This is a genomic window from Faecalicoccus sp. LCP19S3_E2 (assembly GCF_052121255.1).
GTDB lineage: Bacteria > Bacillota_I > Bacilli_A > Erysipelotrichales > Erysipelotrichaceae > Faecalicoccus.
This window is the reverse complement of the sequence record NZ_JBQKEP010000003.1, coordinates 125,681-143,190: the sequence shown is the minus strand read 5'-3', so window position 1 is coordinate 143,190 and position 17,510 is coordinate 125,681. Positions and strand designations below refer to the sequence as shown.

Here is a 17,510-nt window from a genome sequence, read left to right as displayed (position 1 = left end):
GTCGCCTCCCATTTTGAGTTCTATTTTATCCTTTTACAGCGCCTGCCGCAACACCTTTAATAATATGTTTTTGACAACTTAAATAGAAAATAATGACTGGAATAACCGCAAGGATTAAGGCCGCCATAATGGCACCCATATCCACACGTCCATAGCTGCCCTTCATGTATTGAATTGCAATTGAAAGTGTCTTGTATTTATTAATATCTAAGACTAGATATGGTAATAAAAAGTCATTCCAAATCCACATTGTCTCAAGGATTCCTACCGAAATATACGTAGGTTTCATAATAGGCAATACCACTCTAAAGAAAGTTTGTAGAGGTGTACATCCATCAATCATAGCTGCTTCTTCAATTTCCTTAGGAATGGATTTGACAAATCCACAAAACATAAATACCGCAAGACCTGCACCAAATCCTAAATAAATAATGACAATACCCCATGGTGTAGTAAGTCCTAAGATATTGGCAATTTTACTTAAAGTAAACATCACCATTTGAAAAGGAACAACCATAGAAAAGATACAAAGAATATAAATGGCTTTTGTCACTTTATTCTTAATTCTTGTGATAAACCAGGCACACATACTTGTACAAATTAATATCACCGCCACACTAACGACTGTAATGAAAACTGTAATGAATACAGCTTGTAAAAGATCATATCCATTGATTGCTTCTTTATAATTTTCTAATCCCGCAAAAGTTTCACCATTTGGAAGTGAAAATGGGTCGGAATTGATCCAAACTTTACTTTTAAAGGAGTTAAAAAGAACAATCGCAATCGGTGCAATCCAGAAAATGGACAATATGCTTAAGATTCCACTTCCAAAGATTCTAGAAATTTTGGATTTCATATTATTGTTCAACCTCCTTATTACGCGTAATTCTAAGTTGTACTAAACCAATTAAGACAACTAAGATAAAGAATAATACCGCTTTAGCCTGACCAACACCTTCAAAGCCAGAACGACCATAGAAGGTATTAAAGATATTTAAAGCCATCATTTCGGACATCTTGGCAGGCTCACCAGCCGTTAAAGCCAGGTTTTGATCAAAGAGTTTAAATCCATTGGTAATGGATAAGAATGTACAAATCGTAATGGATGGCATCATCATTGGAATGGTGATTTTGAATAATTTTTGAATACGATTGGCACCATCAATTTCAGCGGCCTCCATCATATCTTCTGGAATGGATTGAAGTCCGGCAATATATATAATCATCATATATCCAATCTGTTGCCAACAAACTAAGATAATTAATCCCCAGAAACCTAATGTACTATCTAGGTTAATAGCCATACTGTATTGACTTAATATACCAGAAAAGATCAACTGCCAAATATAACCTAGAACAATTCCTCCAATTAAGTTAGGCATAAAGAATATCGTTCTAAAGATATTGGTTCCCTTTAATTTCTTTGTCAGCGCAAGAGCTAAGGCAAAGGCAATAATATTAATAATCAATAAAGATACAAGGGCAAATGCGGCAGTATACCAGAAGGAATGTTTAAAAATCGCATCACCCAGCGCCAAGACATAATTTTTAAGACCAATAAACTTCGCATCGGTTACCGTAGTAAAATCACAAAAGGATAAATAGATTCCCATGATAAATGGAAGTATAAATCCAATAAAGAACGCAATCATTGTTGGCAAAACAAATATTGGCCAAAACTTTTTTAAATTTTTTTCCATAACGCTCTCCTTATCTATTTGATAAAAAAATAAGAGTGATGATGTCTAGACTTTAAATCATCACCACTCTACAATACAATTTAGTCTTTTGTGGCAGCCTTTTCTGAAGCCCATCCATCAACAAATGCTTTTACAACTTTATTCCAGTTATCATCATTTTGATTCGCCGCATAGGTTGTTAAAGCACTACCTACACCATTTTTCCATTCTTCACTAGGCATAGTTGTAAAGTTCCAAGTGACTGGTTTTTTACCTTCTTCCTGGTATTTAGCCGCAATATTTACTAGTGGATTTGAACTCTTTAAGTTTTCTTTAAATGGAATATTGAATCCCATACCGGCTTTTCCACTAGGCATTGCCTTATCGCCACCACAAAGAGCTTTTACAGCTTTTTTATTTGTAACACACCAATTCATGAAATCTAAAGTGGCTTGTACATCTTTTTTATCCGCTTTCGAATTAACACACCAATAGTTTTCTGTACCTGTACATAAACCTTGATTTTCTTCCCCTTCAACACCAATATAAATTGGAATCATATCTAGATTTTCATCACCAATTTCCGCAACATCGTTATAAGCCCAAGTACCATTTTGATAGAATACAGCTTTTTCTGTCACAAAATCAGCTGTCGCATCATCGGCTGTTTTTGTAGAAAGTTGTGTAGGATCACTTGTTGAATTATTAATATATAGATCCCAGATATTTCTATAATTATTTAAATAAGTTCCTTTAATAGCTTCTGTATCAGTAATACCATCGGCTTGATATTCATAATAAATTGGTAAATTTGCCAAGTGTGTTTTAAAACGCCAGTCACTGGAAGAATCCATACCAGCACTTGTAAAGGCACTAAATCCTAATTCATCTTTACGAGCTGTAATATCTTCACTTATTCTCTTTAGACTTTCAAAGTTTTTGATATCTTCTACAGAATAACCCGCTTCTTTTAATAATTTTTTATTAACAATAATACCATACGTTTCTGTTACATAGCCAATACCAGCCATTTTGTCGCCATCCATTAAAGCATAATCTTGACTAGTAAGTTGACCAGCGATATCACTATCTTTTAAGTCATAACAATAATCTTTCCAGCTAGCAAGTCCTACTGGACCATTGACTTGGAATAAAGTCGGTGCATCACTCTTTGCCATTTCTGATTTTAAAGTAGCCTCATATTGACCACTGGCAGCTGTAAGCACTTTTACAGGAACACCTGTTTCCTCCGTGTACATTTCTGCCAATTCTTGCCATTGCTTATCGGCTTCTGGTTTGAAGTTTAGATAATATACACTTCCATTTTCCTTGGATGCCCCTTTAGAACCAGAGCATCCCGCAAGCATTGTGATGGACAATGCTGCTGCCAATCCTCGTGTTACAAAACGATTCATTATACTTCCTCCTAGTACGAATGTACATTACGTAAACGTTTCCGTAAACGTTTCCAATTACAATTACATCATAGGTCATACCAACCTATAAGTCAATCCTTTTTTAATAAAATTCAAAGAATTGCATAAAAGTATCCATGAAAAATGTATTTCACTTCTATTCTATTTTCTATCGATTCCTTATGGAATCAAAATAGAGTACTCATCAACTTGTGAAAAAATTCATTATCCATTGATTTAAGATACAAGCTGTGATACAGTTTCCTTGGTAAGATAGTAAATATCTGAAACAATGGAGGAATTAAAATGTCAAAGAAAATCGTATTAGCCGGTGCATGTCGTACCGCAATCGGTAAAATGGGTGGCGCTCTAAGCAATACACCTGCTGCTGATTTAGGAGCTATCGTTATCAAAGAAGCTTTAAATCGTGCCGGTGTTAAACCTGAACAAGTGGATGAAGTTTTAATGGGATGCGTTATCCAGGCTGGTTTAGGACAGAACGTTGCTCGTCAGGCATCCATCAAAGCCGGACTTCCTATTGAAGTACCAGTTGTTACATTAAACGTAGTATGTGGTTCTGGTTTGAACAGTGTAAACCAGGCAGCTGCTATGATCAAAGCCGGACAGGCTGATATCGTGGTTGCCGGTGGAATGGAAAACATGTCCATGGCACCATTTGCTCTGAATAAAGCACGTTTTGGATATCGCATGAACAACGGAGTATTAGTTGATACGATGGTAAACGATGCCTTGACTGATGCATTTAATCATTATCATATGATGATCACTGCCGAAAACATTTGTGATCAATGGGGATTAACTCGTGAGGAATTGGATGAATTTGCCGCTAATTCTCAACAGAAATGTGAAAAAGCACAGGCTGAAGGTAAATTTGATGATGAAATCGTACCAGTTCCGGTAAAAGTGAAAAAAGAAATCGTAGAATTCAAGAAAGACGAAGGACCACGTGCCGGTACTACGGTTGAAACCTTGGCTAAATTACGCTGCTGCTCAGGAAAAGACGGTGGATTGGTAACAGCCGGAAACGCTTCCGGAATCAATGATGGTGCTGCTGCCATCGTTGTAATGAGCGAAGAAAAGGCAAAAGAATTAGGTGTTACCCCAATGGCTACATGGGTAGATGGTGCTTTAGCCGGTGTAGATCCAAAGATCATGGGTATCGGTCCAGTAGCTGCTACAAAGAAAGTAATGGAACGTACTGGATTAAGCGTTGATGATATGGATCTGATCGAAGCCAATGAAGCCTTTGCGGCACAGTCTGTAGCCGTTGCCAAAGACTTGAACTTCGACATGAGCAAAGTTAACGTTAACGGTGGTGCTATCGCATTAGGTCACCCTGTAGGTGCCAGTGGATGCCGTATCTTAGTCACTCTGTTATACGAAATGCAGAAACAGAATGCGAAAAAAGGTCTTGCGACATTATGTATCGGTGGTGGTATGGGATGTGCCACGATCGTTGAACGCGACTAATTTCAAACGGATTATAAAAAAAAACGGCGTGTGAAGTTTATTGTTCACACGTCTTTTTCTTTGTCAGATATTTACTTGCCTCTTTGATAGTTAATGAACTTAAAGCTGTATGATGTTGTTTGACAAAAGATTCTACCCATCTTGGATTCGTTTTGGAATATTGTCGCAGTGCCCATCCTATCGCTTTATCGATAAAAAATTCATGAGATCCTAAACAGTTTAAAAGAATCGTTTCTAAAAGCTGAGTATCGGTTTTCTCTTTATATAACAGTTGATGATCGATCGCAGCTCTTTTGATCCAAATTTCATCCGATTTTGTCCACAGAATCATCTCCTGCTTGATTCTTGTATCTCTAAGACCCATTTTTCCAATGACTTGATCTAAGGCATCTGTTGTATCCCACCAGTTCCCTTTTTGAATATAAGCTTGGATTCGATCTACCTCTTCAAAAGGAATATAGGAAGCTAACGCTACCAAATAATCACAGACAAAATATTGAAATTCTCGGTGTTGATCTTCAAAGCATTGATCCAACAATTCCCAATCTACCATCTTCTTTGTCTTTTCCTCTTTCAAAAAGTCTTTATACAATGCTTTTCGCTTTGGTGAAGGGATACCATAAAATAAAAACTGATTCTTCATATAAGCAGCCATCTTTTTTGCCTGTAAAGGATCGGCCTGATCTTCCATCTGTTTTTTGAGTATCTTGTAATAAGTTGTCATATCCAAGCTTTCTACAATACGGTGTAATGAAAGATATTATAAATATTGATGCAGATAATGACAATCATCAAACCAATAAACAGTTTATCAACCGTAGAATCGACAATTTTCTTATTGATCTTTCGTCCAAAGATTCCGCCTAGAATACCACAGAGAATCATACCCACAAGCAAGGTCAAATCGATGGAGGCGACACCGCTGATCAGATTGCTGATCAAACTGGCACCCTGCGAAAACAAAATAATATATAACGAATTTTGCGCAGCTTCCTTGGTCTTCATCGTAAAGAAAAAATATAGAACAACCAGATTGATCGGTCCTCCACCTATTCCAAGGAAGGAAGAAAAACAACCTAATAATAAACCAATACCAATACATGCCAGAAGATTGGTGACTTTATACGTCTTGATCTTGTCTTTTTGAATTGTATAGATCAATGTGCCTAATGTAATCAGAAGCAATACAAAAGCCTGAACAGCCCCGGCTGTATTGGGTGATGCGAACAAGGAAGCTACCATACTAAAGAGTTCTTTTCCAATCAAGCCTCCAATCGCAGCACCGATGGCCAAGGGTGTTCCGGTCTTCATATCAACAGAAGAATCCTTTGCCACAAAGCTTTTACAAACTGAATAGGTTGTCATCGAAAGAACGGTACATCCGGAAAGAAAATTGATTACCGATACGTCCAATACTCCAAAGGCATCCATGACCGGTTTAATGATAATACCGCCGCCAATACCACATATAGCACCAATGATCGAGGCAAAAAAACTAATCAGAAAAAATAATATATACATGAATCTCTCTCCTTTTTAAGAGTTTTGACATCTTCTATTATTCTACACTATTCCCTTTTAAAAATTTTAGAACATCTTGTCAATTTCTTTAGAAGGATTGTTCTTCCATATTTTCTAAAACTGATTTTGTTTTATAATGAAAGTAAGAAATGTGAGGTAAAAATCCTATGAAAACTTTTATTGCGGTGGATCTGGGCGGAACCAATATTCGTGCCGCTTTGGTATCCGAAGATGGCCAGATCTTAGATGTGAAAAAAGATAAGACAGAAGCCCAGTTAGGCAAAGAGCACATCATGGAAAAAATGGAGAGCTTGATTACTTCATTGGACGGCTACAAAGATGCGCTTGGTATCGGTTTAGGAATTCCCGGTCCAACCGATACTGTAAACGGAAAGATCATCATTTCCAATAATTTACCGGATCTGGTTGGCTATCCGATTGCCGATCGTATTCGAAATCATTTTAACAAGCCTACCTTTATGGCAAATGATGTAAAGGTAGCAGGTCTTGCCGAAGCTCTATTAGGCGAAGGAAAAGGAAAGAAAAATTTATATTATTTAACCATTTCAACCGGTGTTGCCGGAGCCATGATCCTGGATGGAAAAGTCTTATCCGGCTTCCATGGACACGGTGGTGAAATCGGTAATGCGATCATCGATCCTTCCAGAGAGCCAATCAATGGATTAAATCCAGGGGCTGCCGAGTCCTGGGTATCCGGTCCGGCCATTGTACGCGAGGCAAATAAAGCCTGTCATAAAGAATTTGCCCATGCCGGAGAAGTCTTTGAAGCAGCCAAGAGCGATGAAAATGCCAAAGCAGTCGTAGAACAATTCAAAGAAGATTTAGCCATTTTACTGGCAAATGTATGCTTTGTATGCGATCCGGAACGCATCCTGATTCAAGGTGGTGTTATGAAATCCGGTTCTGATTTTTTGGAAGATGTGCAGGAAAGAATGCGCAAGTATTTATTCCCGGGTATGCGTGAAACAACACTGGCCAATGCCACTATGGAAGAAAGTGGTCTTGTCGGTGCGGCAATGCTTGCCAAATCACAAATGGAAGATTAAAGCGTTCGTAAAGAGCGCTTTTTTTACATATGTATATCCTACTGTTTTTATATTGTATATAAGCTATGTAAATGATAAACTTTTTTGAGGAAAGAAGGAATATCATGCCAAAAAATCAACCACTACAAGTTATGGTGGATGCGATTGACTTTGATCAAAGAAACATTCAAACATCATCAATATATATTTCATTCGATACGATTATCAATACAGAGATCATATGTGATATCTATCAAAACCAAGACAAGAAAATTGTTTCACTGCAGTCATACTTACCTGTCAAAGCTGCTAAGCTGCAAATTGGATTAAAGCTGATTGATCAAGATCATTCAGAATTTGTTGTTTATCCATCCCACGAACTGGTCTATCCCTTTACAAAAGAGTATGATCAAGTCCTGCATCTTTGTCATGTTCTACAGGATAAAATACGCAACAAATCCTAAAAAATACCTTCTACCTACAATTTCATTAAATTTTATTCAAAATTTTCCTTTGCAAACATTCTTTGCATGACAAAAGCCCATCTCTGCTTTACTATGAAATTAGAAAAGAGGTGGCAATCATGACATATATACAGTCGAACTTAAAGTTCTTGCGAAATAAAATGAACATTTCTCAAGAAGAATTGGCTAAACGATTATTTGTAACCCATCAAACCGTTTCCAATCATGAAAATGGAAAATCACAGCCTAATTTTGAAATGATAGAAAAGTATGCTTCCTTTTTCAATGTTCCCTTTGAAGATCTGATTCACAAGGATCTTTCCCTGAAACAAAAACCGACTCGCATTCTATTTGACAGTATCATCTTTGATACCAAAGACAAAGTATTTATCATACTTGATGGTTCTAAAGGGACTTATTCCTATAAAAATATTAAAAAATGCGAAATTCTGAATGAAAAAGCACGTTTTCGTGGAAAGGAACCCCCTTTTACGCATCAAGTTGTTACCGGTGTCGATTGGATGATTGCGGCCAATTTTATGGAACAACCTTTTTACGTAGGGCTTAGAATTACCATGAAGGATGATACTCAGCTGGTTGTCTATATTTCAAAAAATCCGACACGAACACAAACCGATCAACATATCAAAGCCTTTCAGGAAGCAGAAAAGATCAAACATCTGATCGATCGTATCATTAATAAATATCAGTTGGAATCCGGACCGGTCACGGTAAATAAAAAAGAAAATACCTTTACGATCCATTCCGGCGACTGCGGTGTCTATCCATTGAATGAACTGGTTAAATGCAGCGTAGTTTTTGAGAAGGCAAGAGATGCCAAACACAATAAACCATTTGCCAGACAAATGTTGATCAGTCCGATGACACAAGGTTTTGCGGGCATTTATTCCCTTCATATTGGATTACAGTTTACTTTTAAAGATGGAAACAAAAAATATGCGTTTGTATCGCAAAATGCTGTACAACCTTATTCAGATGAATATCGAAAAATTCACCTACAGGCACAACAAATGCGTAAAGGAATTGTTAAACTGATTTCTCATTAGATATCCGAAAGGATATTTTTTTAAGATATATTGCGCATTGAAACTATTTGCACAATATCTTATAATAAAAGAAAAGAAATTGAGGTTATTTATGCCAAATTTAACATATGAAATTAGTGAAACCCCTTTAAATAAAATTAAAATGAACTTATTGTACATCTCACAAAGTATCTATGGTGATGATTGGCATAGCAGTATGCATACCCACCATTGTACGGAATTCTTCTATGTCACAAGAGGTACCGGGTTATTTCAAACCGATGGAGGAACGACAACACTGCATGAAGACGATTTGATGATCGTCAACCCCAATGTCAGTCATACGGAAATTGGAATCAAAGGGGAAACGTTTGAATATATCGTATTAGGATTTGAGGGAATGGAATTCTACAATGCGGATTTCAATCAACATATCCAGGTCTTTCAGGCAAACTACCAAGATTATAAACATGAAATCTTATTTTATCTAAAAACACTTCTTTTAGAAGCCAAGAATAAAGATCAGCACTATAAAGAGCTTTGTCAAAATCTTTTGGAAATTCTCATGATCAACATCATTCGCCGATCAAACATTCAATTAACGGTTTCACCAAGTCAAAAAGTAAATAAAGAGTGTATCTTTGTCGAAAACTATATCAATGATCACTACAAAGAAAACATCACGCTGGATCAATTGGCAGAATTAGCTTATGTCAACAAATATTATCTGGCACATACCTTTAAGAAACAAAAAGGGATTTCTCCCATCAACTATCTTTTAGAGAAACGAATTGAAGAGGCAAAATATTTGTTGAAGACCACCAATCTTTCTGTCAATGAAATCGGTCGAATCGTCGGTTTTTCCTCACAATCGTATTTTGCACAGAGTTTTAAACGAGCTTTAGGCAAAACGCCGTTAGAGTTTCGTAAAAATAAATCTGAAACAGAATAAGGCTTTCCTCATGGAAAGCCTTACTTTTGTATATCGTGTAAAATCTTTTCGATCTTATTTCCCTGTTCCAGACTTGTATCCTGCACAAAGATCAAATCCGGCATTTTACGAATCTTAATCTTTTTCGCAAGATTTGAACGTATAAAACCTTTGCTTTGGTTTAATACACGTAAACCGGCATCATTGCGATCTTGTTTTCCTAAAAAAGATACATAGACCTTAGCAAGACTTAGATCATTTGTACATTGTACATCGGTGACTGTCACAAAACCAAGCTTTGGATTCTTTAATTCAAACTGCAGGATGTTTGAGATTTCCCGCATGAGAATATGATCCATACGATCTGCTTTTAAACCAGCCATTATTCCTGCACTTCCTGATCTTCATACGCTTCAATGATATCATCGACTTTAATATCATTGTAGTTTTCAATGGTCATACCACATTCAAAGCCGCTATTGACCTCTTTGGCATCGTTTTCAAAACGACGTAAGGAACCAAGCTTACCTTCATAAATCACGATGCCATCGCGAATTAAACGAACCTTACAGTCACGTTTGACACAACCATCCGTCACCATACAGCCGGCAATCGTTCCTACCTTGGAAACTTTATAGATTTGACGAACTTCAGCCTGACCGATGATAACTTCTTCATATACCGGTGCAAGAAGACCTTTCATGGCACCTTCTAATTCTTCCAAAGCTTTATAAATAATGTTATGAAGACGAATCTCTACGCCCTCTTCTTCTGCTTTTTTACGAATGGCAGCACTTGGTCGGATATTGAATCCATAGATCAGTGCATTGGATGCACTAGCTAACATGATGTCAGATTCCGAAATCGTTCCTACTGTCGAACGAATCACATTGACACGAACCGTATCTACATCCAGCTTTTCCATGCTGGCCTTTAACGCTTCGGCAGAACCCTGCACATCCGCTTTGATCAAAACGTTGATCTCCTGAATATCGCCTTCTTCAACCTTTTTAGCTAAATCTTCCAAAGACATAGCACTGGTCTGATTACGTTCTTTCTCGATTTGTTTTTCCAAACGATGAGATGCGATTTCCTGTGCTTTCTTGTAGTTTGGATACGTCATAAAGACATCTCCGGCACGCGGTACATCATTGAGTCCAATAATTTCCACCGGACAGCTTGGTTCGGCACCCTTGATTTCCATACCACGATCATTGGTCATCTTACGAACACGTCCGTAAGAACTTCCAACAACAATGCTGTCACCAGTATGCAAGGTACCTCTTTGTACCAACAAAGTCGCAACCGGTCCACGTCCTTTATCCAACTTGGCTTCGATAACCGTACCACTGGCAAGAGCATCCGGATTTGCTTTTAATTCCTGCATTTCGGCAACCAGTAACATCGTTTCCAATAAATCGGAAACTCCTTCACCGGTCTTGGCAGATATTTTGGCAAAGATCGTATCGCCACCCCATTCTTCCGGCATGATACCTAAATCAGACATTTCCGACATGATACGATCTGGATTAGCACCCGGTTTATCCATTTTATTCACTGCTACAACGATTGGAACACCGGCAGCTTTGGCATGATCTACCGCTTCCTTTGTCTGTGGCATAACACCATCGTCTGCCGCAACGACAATGATAACGATATCTGTAACCTGTGCTCCTCTGGCACGCATAGACGTAAATGCTTCATGTCCCGGCGTATCTAAGAAAGTTACCTTTTTTCCTTTCACTTTAACCTGGTAGGCACCAATATGCTGTGTGATACCACCAAATTCTTCGCCGGTAACATGTGTTTTACGAATCGTATCCAACAATGTTGTCTTTCCATGATCGACATGCCCCATGATCGTGATCACCGGTGGTCTAGGCTGTAATTTTGATTCATCTTCTTCAATGTTATCGATTTGTTCTTCAATATCATCTTCATCGATCACCACTTCTTTATGCGCCTCGCAGTTGAACTCCATACAGATCAATTCAATATCTTCATCACTTAATACCGTATTGATCGTGGACATGTTGCCCATCATAAAGAGGAATTTGATAATATCAGAACTATTGCGCTTTAACAGTGTGGCAAGTCCACCAACTGTCAATGGTTCCTGATATGTAATCTCTTTAGGGTATTCAACTTTCTTTACCGGCTGCTGGCGATTGCTGTTTCTCTGATTTCGGTTTCGATTCGGTTTTTTCTTCTGTTTGTTGTAAGCCATTTGACATCACCATTCCCTTTCTATCATTCCATATTTGTTTGGCTAAAGAAGCATCCAATATGGAAAATGCTACAAAAGATCGTTTCGTGATCTGATCAAATTCATCAGGATCCACACCAAAATAAGGTATTTGATACGTATGACATTTGTCCTGTATCTTTTTTTTCAAGTTGTTTCCAATCAAATTGGAATACACAACAAGACAAGCCTGTTTCTTTTGAATGCTTAGAAGCAGCTTGCTTCCATAAACGACTTTTCCGGCTCTAAAGGCAATCTGACAATACGAGATCCATTTACTCGTCTTCACAGAGTTCTTCCAACTGATCATAGATTGCTGTTGGAATTTCCATTTCCAAAGCTCGATCTAATGCTTTGTTCTTACGAGCCAGAGCAATCGTTTTCTTATTTAAGGAAACGTAAGCTCCATGTCCGTTCTTTTTTCCTGTCAGATCAACCTCAATTGCTTTTTCCGGTGTACGTACCACACGAATCAGTTCCTTTTTAGGAAACCGTTCCTGTGTCACTACACATTTTCGCATCGGTATCTTACGCATACAAACTCCTAGTCGTCATAGTATTCGTCGAATTCTTCATAATCGACATCTTCATCCCAGACATTCTCTTCTTCCATCTGCTGGGCCTCAATCTCGGCAAGCTCTTCCTCTGAATAGATCGGTTTCATCTGCTCAAACTGCTGTTTTACCTCACTTAGATCATGCTTATCTGTTGTTTCTTTGACTTCTTCCTGTTTTTTCTTCGATTTTACCGGAGCTGTTTCCTGTTTATTCGAGACATCTGCAAAGTTTTCAAATTTAGAAGTATATTCCGTGCTTGGCGCAATACTTGCTTTTTCTTTACGTTTTGCCTTAGCGATACGAGCTGCTTCTTCCATTTCATCCAATTCTTTTTTCTCTTGTTCTTTTTCAAACAAGGTCGTTGTATTCTGAAGTGGCATATCTTCTTCTGTATCCAGTAAAACATCATCATCGTATGTAAAGTCAGCTACATCCACGTTTTCGATTTCCGTTGGTGTCTGGTTCAATTCTTCAATACGCTGCTGCTGTTTATAAGCACGCTCTTTTGCTTTCTTAGCTTCGTATTCTTCCTGCATTGCTTTGGATATAGCCATGTAGTCAATACCTGCTTCTTCCATTTCCGCATCCGATTTAATATCGATCTTGCGATTTGTCAGTTTTACAGCTAATCGAGCATTTTTACCACGTTTACCGATGGCAAGCGACAACTGACTTTCCGGAACGACAACGATCAAGCCATCCTTTACATTTTCATTTGGAATGACCGCAATGGCTTCACTTGGACTCAAGGCATTCTTGATCAAATCCGCAATGTTATCAGACCATTCAAAGATATCAATTTTTTCGCCATGCAGTTCGTTGATGATCATCTGTACACGAGAACCGCGCGGACCAATGCAGGCACCGATCGGATCAATGTTTTCATTATGTGTATAAACGGCAATCTTACAACGTTCTCCCGGTTCTCTGGCAATCGCTTTAATTTCAATGATACCCTGATAGATTTCCGGTACTTCACGCTCAAACAAGCGCCGCACGAATACCGGTGTAGCTCGTGATACCAGGACTTGTGCACCTTTTGTTTCTTTATTGACTTCAGTAATCACAACCAACAGATTTTGTCCTTCATAATAAGTTTCCCCTGGGATCTGCTGGCTCTTTTTCATCATGGCCAGTGTCTTACCGATATTAACGATCACAAATTTAGGTTCTACGGTTTCTACCGTTCCCATGACCATTTCATCAACTTTATCGCAATATTCTTCGTAAACGATTTGTTTTTCGGCTTCACGAATCTTTTGTTTGATGACGTTTTTAGCCAGAACAACGGCAGCACGATCAAATTGTGTATAATCCACTTCTTCATCGATCATATCGCCCAGTTTGGCATCCTTATTCACTTTCTTCGCTTCTTTTAAGGAAACTTCCAACTCATCGTCTTCGACTTCTTCTACAACGACTCTTTGATGATAAATATGAATGATTCCGTCTTTAATTTCAGTTTTTACATAAGCGTCCGGAATTTCAATATGCTTACGATACGCTTTTGTCAAAGCTTCCTTTAAAGCTTCTTCCACAATTTCCGGTGTCAACTGACGATCACTTTCAATTCCCAATAATGCAGAAGCAATCGTATCCACTTTTTGTTTCATGTCCGTCTCCTTTATACCTTAACAGCTGTTCGAATCAGCGCAATATTTTCTCTTTCAATTTCCATCGTTTTATTTCTTGTCTTATCTTTATACTGAATCACAATGGAATGTTCATTGATTTCTTTTAAGTCTCCCGTCACAGCATCCAATCCCTGTTTAGGATCTTTCAGCTTACAGTGCACATATTCTCCCAAGGCTCGCTGCAGCTGTTCTTCATTTTTTAGTTCCCTTTCCGCTCCCGGAGAACATACTTCCAACATATACTCGGAAGCAAACCAGTCTTTTTGATCCAATACTTCCCCAATGGCATCACTGCACAAAGCACAAGTATCCAGATCCATGCCTCCCTTTTCTTTTTCTACACTAAAGCGTAATAATGGCGGATCTTGACTCGGTATCCATTCAATGTCATACAACCTGCAGCCAAGCTTTGACAGAACGGGTTCGATCCACTCTTTGAGTTTGTCCATACTTTCTCCTTTTCAAAATGAAGGAGTGGGTTTCCCCACTCCTTGTTTCAATACATGCATAACATAGCACAAACTATGCTTAAACGCAAGCGATTATTTGTTTTCCCTAATCTAAATCTTCTCCATTCGATGCGATAACTTTCTTATACCAATAAAAACTATCTTTTTTATATCGTTTATAGGTTCCATTTCCATTATCGTCAACATCTACATAAATAAACCCATATCGTTTACTCATCTCTCCTGTAGAAGCACTAACCAAATCAATACATCCCCATGGGGTATATCCCATTAAATCTACACCATCAATATCGACTGCCTTTTTCATTGCATCGATATGTAACTTAAGATATTCAATTCGATAAGAATCATGAATTTCATCATCTTCTAATTTGTCATATGCACCTAATCCATTTTCGGCAATAAACAATGGTTTCTTATATCGATCATAAAGTACATTTAGCACATATCTCAATCCTTCCGGATCAATCTGCCAACCCCAATCACTTGTTTTCAGATATGGATTCTTGGCGCCTTGCAAAAGATTACCGCTGGAATTATTCTCTATAGGGTTTGCGCTAATGCAATTCGTTTGATAATAAGAAAAGGAATAAAAATCTACCGTACCTTTTTTTAAGTTGTTATAGTCTTCTTCCGAAATTTCCAGCTGAATATTATTTTTCTTCCACATTTTTCTCGCAAAATAACTGTATTCTCCAAAAACTTGAACATCTCCACAATAAAAATTTCTCTCATTCCATTCTTTTTGATTCATTAGAATATCTTTAGGATTACATGTTAAAGGATAAGTTGGCATGATCGCAATCATGTTGCCAATCTTGAAATGTGAGTTTGTCTCATGTCCTAAAGCTACCGCTTTGGCGCTGGCAACCAATTGGTGATGTAATGCTTGATATCGCTTTTGAAGATTGTCCTTCTGATTTAAAAAATCTTTAGTACCTTCATTCAAAATTCCCAGAGACATGTAATTTCCTAAAGGCAAAGTTCCACAATTAATTTCATTAAACGTAAGCCAGTAAGTAATAAGTTCTTTATATCGATTAAAAATAACTTCGCAATATTTCAGATAATAATCTATGACTTTACGATTGTTCCATCCGCCAAAATGTTCAACCAAATAAATAGGCATTTCATAATGAGAAATCGTAACTAAAGGTTCAATATTGTATTTTCTTAGTTCTTTAAATACGTTCTCATAAAATTCTAATCCCTTTTCATTCGGTTTATCTTCTACACCAGTAGGAAAAATTCGTGTCCAGGCAATAGACATTCTATAAGTTCTAAATCCCATTTCCGCAAAATAAGCAATATCTTCCTTATAACAATGATAGAAATCACTAGCAAAATGGCTGGGATAATTTAAATCATCGCTTATATCCATGGTGATTTTTCTTGGGTTTTTATGTGTTCCAGAAGATAATAAATCAGCCGTGCTTAACCCTTTACCATCTTCCAAATATGCACCTTCAACCTGATTGGCTGCTGTAGCTCCTCCCCACAAAAAATTTTTATTCATTTTATCCTTCCTCGTTTTCCTTATAAAGGAATAATGTTGCTATAAATGTCACGATGCAACCAATAGCAATAGCAACACACATTAAAATCATATTTGTAAGACCGCTAGTTCCTCCGATAAAGCAAGGGAGTGCTACAAATGATGAGGCACCGGCAAAGGCATAAATATACACATTCATAATTCCTGCAAATAGGCCGCCACAAAGACTGCCTATCATAGCTGCATAAAGAGGCGTCTTATATTTGAAGTTTACTCCATACATTGCAGGCTCTGTAACACCAGCACTTAATGCAGTAATTGCACATGAAATGCTTGTTGATCGTACTGTTTTATTTTTGGTTTTGATTCCAACAGCCAAAGCTGAAATTCCCTGATTAATATTTGATATTACAAGTGAAGTAAAGAAAATTGGTTCATAGCCAACCGTTGAAAACATCTGCATCAAATATGGAACAAAAGCAGAATGCATACCAGTCATAATTAAAAAAGGCATTAAAGCAGCTAATACACCAACACCTAAGAATCCAACAGTGTTATATAGCCAAATGACAGCAGCTGATACATAGTTACCAAGAAATGCTCCAGCAGGTGCTAATAAACAAAAAGATAATGGAATCATCACAAGCAAAGTACACAATGGTTCAACTATAGACCGCAAGGAATCTGGCGAAATTCGTGCAAAGAACTTTTCAATATAAGACATGATCCAAACACATAAAATTGCAGGAAAAATCGAACTTGTATAGCTGGCTCCATAAACAGGAATTCCAAAAATATCAAAAGCAGTACCGTCTGTAACACCATTTACAAATGTAGGGTATACTAATATGGCACCAATAACCATTCCCAAAGAAGGATTAGCTCCAAATTTTTTAGCTGCATTGGCTCCTACCAATATAGGAAGAAAATAAAATCCGGCATCTCCAACAATAGTTAGAATTTGATTGGTGCCACTATCCGTTGGTAACCATGAAAAAGTAGTAATACATAAAACAATAACTTTTATCATTCCGCAACCTATTAATGCTGGGATGATTGGAGTCAGGCATCCTGAAATTCCATCTAAAATATTGCCAAAGACTAAACTTAGACTCAATTTTTTCTTAGTAGAAGTTTCTTCTTCATCTAAGGTATTTTCTCCTCCTAATCCTGTTTTTGTGCAAATCAGATCATAAGCATCACCAACAGCCTGTCCAATAATGATCTGATATTGATCATTTTGCCACTGACTTCCCATGACTCCTTCTATATTTTCAATTGCTTCTTTTTGGACTAAACTCTTATCTTTTAAGTTAAATCGTAAACGGGTAACACAATGCGTAAAAAAAGTCACATTCTCTTTACCTCCAATCAAATCAATAATCTGATTCGCTAATTGTTCATATTTTTGTTTTTTAGCCATATTTCTTCTCCTTTTTATCTATGCATACAATGAATGCGCGCTTATTCATTGATGATGCCAAAAATAAAACCCCAGCTTAAAATGCTGAGG

At 37.5% G+C, this 17,510-nt stretch carries 18 protein-coding genes; 5 read left to right on the top strand and 13 right to left on the bottom strand.

Annotated elements, in window-relative coordinates; genetic code table 11:
- Positions 1 to 25 precede the first annotated feature (25 nt).
- From ACTQX6_RS04055 to ACTQX6_RS04045, 3 genes are all read right to left on the bottom strand, one after another.
- Positions 26 to 859: a carbohydrate ABC transporter permease gene (locus tag ACTQX6_RS04055; protein WP_117446865.1), complete on the bottom strand. Its 834-nt coding sequence runs from the start codon at positions 857 to 859 to the stop codon at positions 26 to 28.
- A gap of 1 nt (position 860) precedes the next feature.
- Positions 861 to 1,703, bottom strand: coding sequence for a carbohydrate ABC transporter permease (locus ACTQX6_RS04050; protein ID WP_117446866.1), 843 nt, complete (start codon positions 1,701 to 1,703; stop codon positions 861 to 863).
- 80 nt (positions 1,704 to 1,783) lie between these two features.
- Entirely contained in the window at positions 1,784 to 3,097 is a 1,314-nt protein-coding gene (locus ACTQX6_RS04045) for an ABC transporter substrate-binding protein (protein WP_320863069.1), read from the bottom strand.
- 306 nt (positions 3,098 to 3,403) lie between these two features.
- Here ACTQX6_RS04045 and ACTQX6_RS04040 point away from each other — a divergent pair, with 306 nt between their 5' ends.
- The gene (locus tag ACTQX6_RS04040; protein ID WP_441657334.1) at positions 3,404 to 4,588 is read left to right on the top strand and encodes an acetyl-CoA C-acetyltransferase; all 1,185 of its coding nucleotides are present in this window, start codon (positions 3,404 to 3,406) and stop codon (positions 4,586 to 4,588) included.
- A 37-nt stretch (positions 4,589 to 4,625) separates the two neighbouring features.
- Here the strand turns inward: ACTQX6_RS04040 and ACTQX6_RS04035 are convergent, their stop codons facing one another.
- Both ACTQX6_RS04035 and ACTQX6_RS04030 read right to left on the bottom strand, forming a co-directional pair.
- Entirely contained in the window at positions 4,626 to 5,312 is a 687-nt protein-coding gene (locus ACTQX6_RS04035; protein WP_294686938.1) for a DNA alkylation repair protein, read from the bottom strand.
- Positions 5,313 to 5,323: 11 nt separating this feature from the next.
- Positions 5,324 to 6,109 (bottom strand): sulfite exporter TauE/SafE family protein, encoded by a 786-nt coding sequence (locus ACTQX6_RS04030; RefSeq protein ID WP_117446867.1) that lies wholly within the window; start codon positions 6,107 to 6,109, stop codon positions 5,324 to 5,326.
- A 167-nt stretch (positions 6,110 to 6,276) separates the two neighbouring features.
- On the opposite strand from ACTQX6_RS04030, the gene ACTQX6_RS04025 reads away from it, so the two are divergent.
- From ACTQX6_RS04025 to ACTQX6_RS04010, 4 genes are all read left to right on the top strand, one after another.
- Complete coding sequence (locus tag ACTQX6_RS04025) at positions 6,277 to 7,176, top strand: ROK family protein (RefSeq protein WP_168964497.1); 900 nt, start codon at positions 6,277 to 6,279, stop codon at positions 7,174 to 7,176.
- A 104-nt stretch (positions 7,177 to 7,280) separates the two neighbouring features.
- Entirely contained in the window at positions 7,281 to 7,619 is a 339-nt protein-coding gene (locus tag ACTQX6_RS04020; protein WP_294688829.1) for a hypothetical protein, read from the top strand.
- A gap of 119 nt (positions 7,620 to 7,738) precedes the next feature.
- Entirely contained in the window at positions 7,739 to 8,686 is a 948-nt protein-coding gene (locus tag ACTQX6_RS04015) for a helix-turn-helix domain-containing protein (protein WP_117446870.1), read from the top strand.
- Positions 8,687 to 8,777: 91 nt separating this feature from the next.
- Positions 8,778 to 9,617 carry an AraC family transcriptional regulator gene (locus ACTQX6_RS04010; protein ID WP_117446871.1) on the top strand — a complete coding sequence of 280 codons (840 nt, stop codon included), beginning with the start codon at positions 8,778 to 8,780 and terminating at the stop codon, positions 9,615 to 9,617.
- Positions 9,618 to 9,637: 20 nt separating this feature from the next.
- Here the strand turns inward: ACTQX6_RS04010 and rbfA are convergent, their stop codons facing one another.
- The 8 genes from rbfA to ACTQX6_RS03970 form a co-directional block, all read right to left on the bottom strand.
- Positions 9,638 to 9,979, bottom strand: coding sequence for a 30S ribosome-binding factor RbfA (rbfA, locus tag ACTQX6_RS04005; RefSeq protein WP_294688826.1), 342 nt, complete (start codon positions 9,977 to 9,979; stop codon positions 9,638 to 9,640).
- Positions 9,979 to 11,823 (bottom strand): translation initiation factor IF-2, encoded by a 1,845-nt coding sequence (gene infB, locus ACTQX6_RS04000; RefSeq protein ID WP_294688824.1) that lies wholly within the window; start codon positions 11,821 to 11,823, stop codon positions 9,979 to 9,981. The genes rbfA and infB overlap by 1 nt, the downstream gene beginning before the upstream one ends.
- Positions 11,738 to 12,130, bottom strand: a complete 393-nt coding sequence (locus ACTQX6_RS03995) for a L7Ae/L30e/S12e/Gadd45 family ribosomal protein (protein ID WP_195221851.1) — start codon at positions 12,128 to 12,130, stop codon at positions 11,738 to 11,740. Before ACTQX6_RS03995 ends, infB begins: the two co-directional genes overlap by 86 nt.
- Entirely contained in the window at positions 12,117 to 12,377 is a 261-nt protein-coding gene (rnpM, locus tag ACTQX6_RS03990) for an RNase P modulator RnpM (RefSeq protein ID WP_022789002.1), read from the bottom strand. Before rnpM ends, ACTQX6_RS03995 begins: the two co-directional genes overlap by 14 nt.
- 8 nt (positions 12,378 to 12,385) lie before the next feature.
- Complete coding sequence (nusA, locus tag ACTQX6_RS03985; RefSeq protein ID WP_294688821.1) at positions 12,386 to 14,011, bottom strand: transcription termination factor NusA; 1,626 nt, start codon at positions 14,009 to 14,011, stop codon at positions 12,386 to 12,388.
- 11 nt (positions 14,012 to 14,022) lie between these two features.
- A complete protein-coding gene (rimP, locus tag ACTQX6_RS03980; RefSeq protein ID WP_022789000.1) occupies positions 14,023 to 14,481 on the bottom strand; it encodes a ribosome maturation factor RimP in 459 nt (152 codons plus the stop codon).
- Positions 14,482 to 14,587: 106 nt separating this feature from the next.
- Positions 14,588 to 16,018 (bottom strand): glycoside hydrolase family 1 protein, encoded by a 1,431-nt coding sequence (locus tag ACTQX6_RS03975; protein WP_441657335.1) that lies wholly within the window; start codon positions 16,016 to 16,018, stop codon positions 14,588 to 14,590.
- 1 nt (position 16,019) lies between these two features.
- Entirely contained in the window at positions 16,020 to 17,420 is a 1,401-nt protein-coding gene (locus ACTQX6_RS03970) for a PTS transporter subunit EIIC (protein WP_294687095.1), read from the bottom strand.
- Positions 17,421 to 17,510 lie beyond the last annotated feature (90 nt).

Coding starts and splice junctions, on each gene's coding strand:
- ACTQX6_RS04055 (WP_117446865.1), bottom strand. CDS start 859: ATGAAATCCAAAATTTCTAGAATCTTTGGAAGTGGAATCTTAAGCATA.
- ACTQX6_RS04050 (WP_117446866.1), bottom strand. CDS start 1,703: ATGGAAAAAAATTTAAAAAAGTTTTGGCCAATATTTGTTTTGCCAACA.
- ACTQX6_RS04045 (WP_320863069.1), bottom strand. CDS start 3,097: ATGAATCGTTTTGTAACACGAGGATTGGCAGCAGCATTGTCCATCACA.
- ACTQX6_RS04040 (WP_441657334.1), top strand. CDS start 3,404: ATGTCAAAGAAAATCGTATTAGCCGGTGCATGTCGTACCGCAATCGGT.
- ACTQX6_RS04035 (WP_294686938.1), bottom strand. CDS start 5,312: ATGACAACTTATTACAAGATACTCAAAAAACAGATGGAAGATCAGGCC.
- ACTQX6_RS04030 (WP_117446867.1), bottom strand. CDS start 6,109: ATGTATATATTATTTTTTCTGATTAGTTTTTTTGCCTCGATCATTGGT.
- ACTQX6_RS04025 (WP_168964497.1), top strand. CDS start 6,277: ATGAAAACTTTTATTGCGGTGGATCTGGGCGGAACCAATATTCGTGCC.
- ACTQX6_RS04020 (WP_294688829.1), top strand. CDS start 7,281: ATGCCAAAAAATCAACCACTACAAGTTATGGTGGATGCGATTGACTTT.
- ACTQX6_RS04015 (WP_117446870.1), top strand. CDS start 7,739: ATGACATATATACAGTCGAACTTAAAGTTCTTGCGAAATAAAATGAAC.
- ACTQX6_RS04010 (WP_117446871.1), top strand. CDS start 8,778: ATGCCAAATTTAACATATGAAATTAGTGAAACCCCTTTAAATAAAATT.
- rbfA (WP_294688826.1), bottom strand. CDS start 9,979: ATGGCTGGTTTAAAAGCAGATCGTATGGATCATATTCTCATGCGGGAA.
- infB (WP_294688824.1), bottom strand. CDS start 11,823: ATGGCTTACAACAAACAGAAGAAAAAACCGAATCGAAACCGAAATCAG.
- rnpM (WP_022789002.1), bottom strand. CDS start 12,377: ATGCGTAAGATACCGATGCGAAAATGTGTAGTGACACAGGAACGGTTT.
- nusA (WP_294688821.1), bottom strand. CDS start 14,011: ATGAAACAAAAAGTGGATACGATTGCTTCTGCATTATTGGGAATTGAA.
- rimP (WP_022789000.1), bottom strand. CDS start 14,481: ATGGACAAACTCAAAGAGTGGATCGAACCCGTTCTGTCAAAGCTTGGC.
- ACTQX6_RS03975 (WP_441657335.1), bottom strand. CDS start 16,018: ATGAATAAAAATTTTTTGTGGGGAGGAGCTACAGCAGCCAATCAGGTT.
- ACTQX6_RS03970 (WP_294687095.1), bottom strand. CDS start 17,420: ATGGCTAAAAAACAAAAATATGAACAATTAGCGAATCAGATTATTGAT.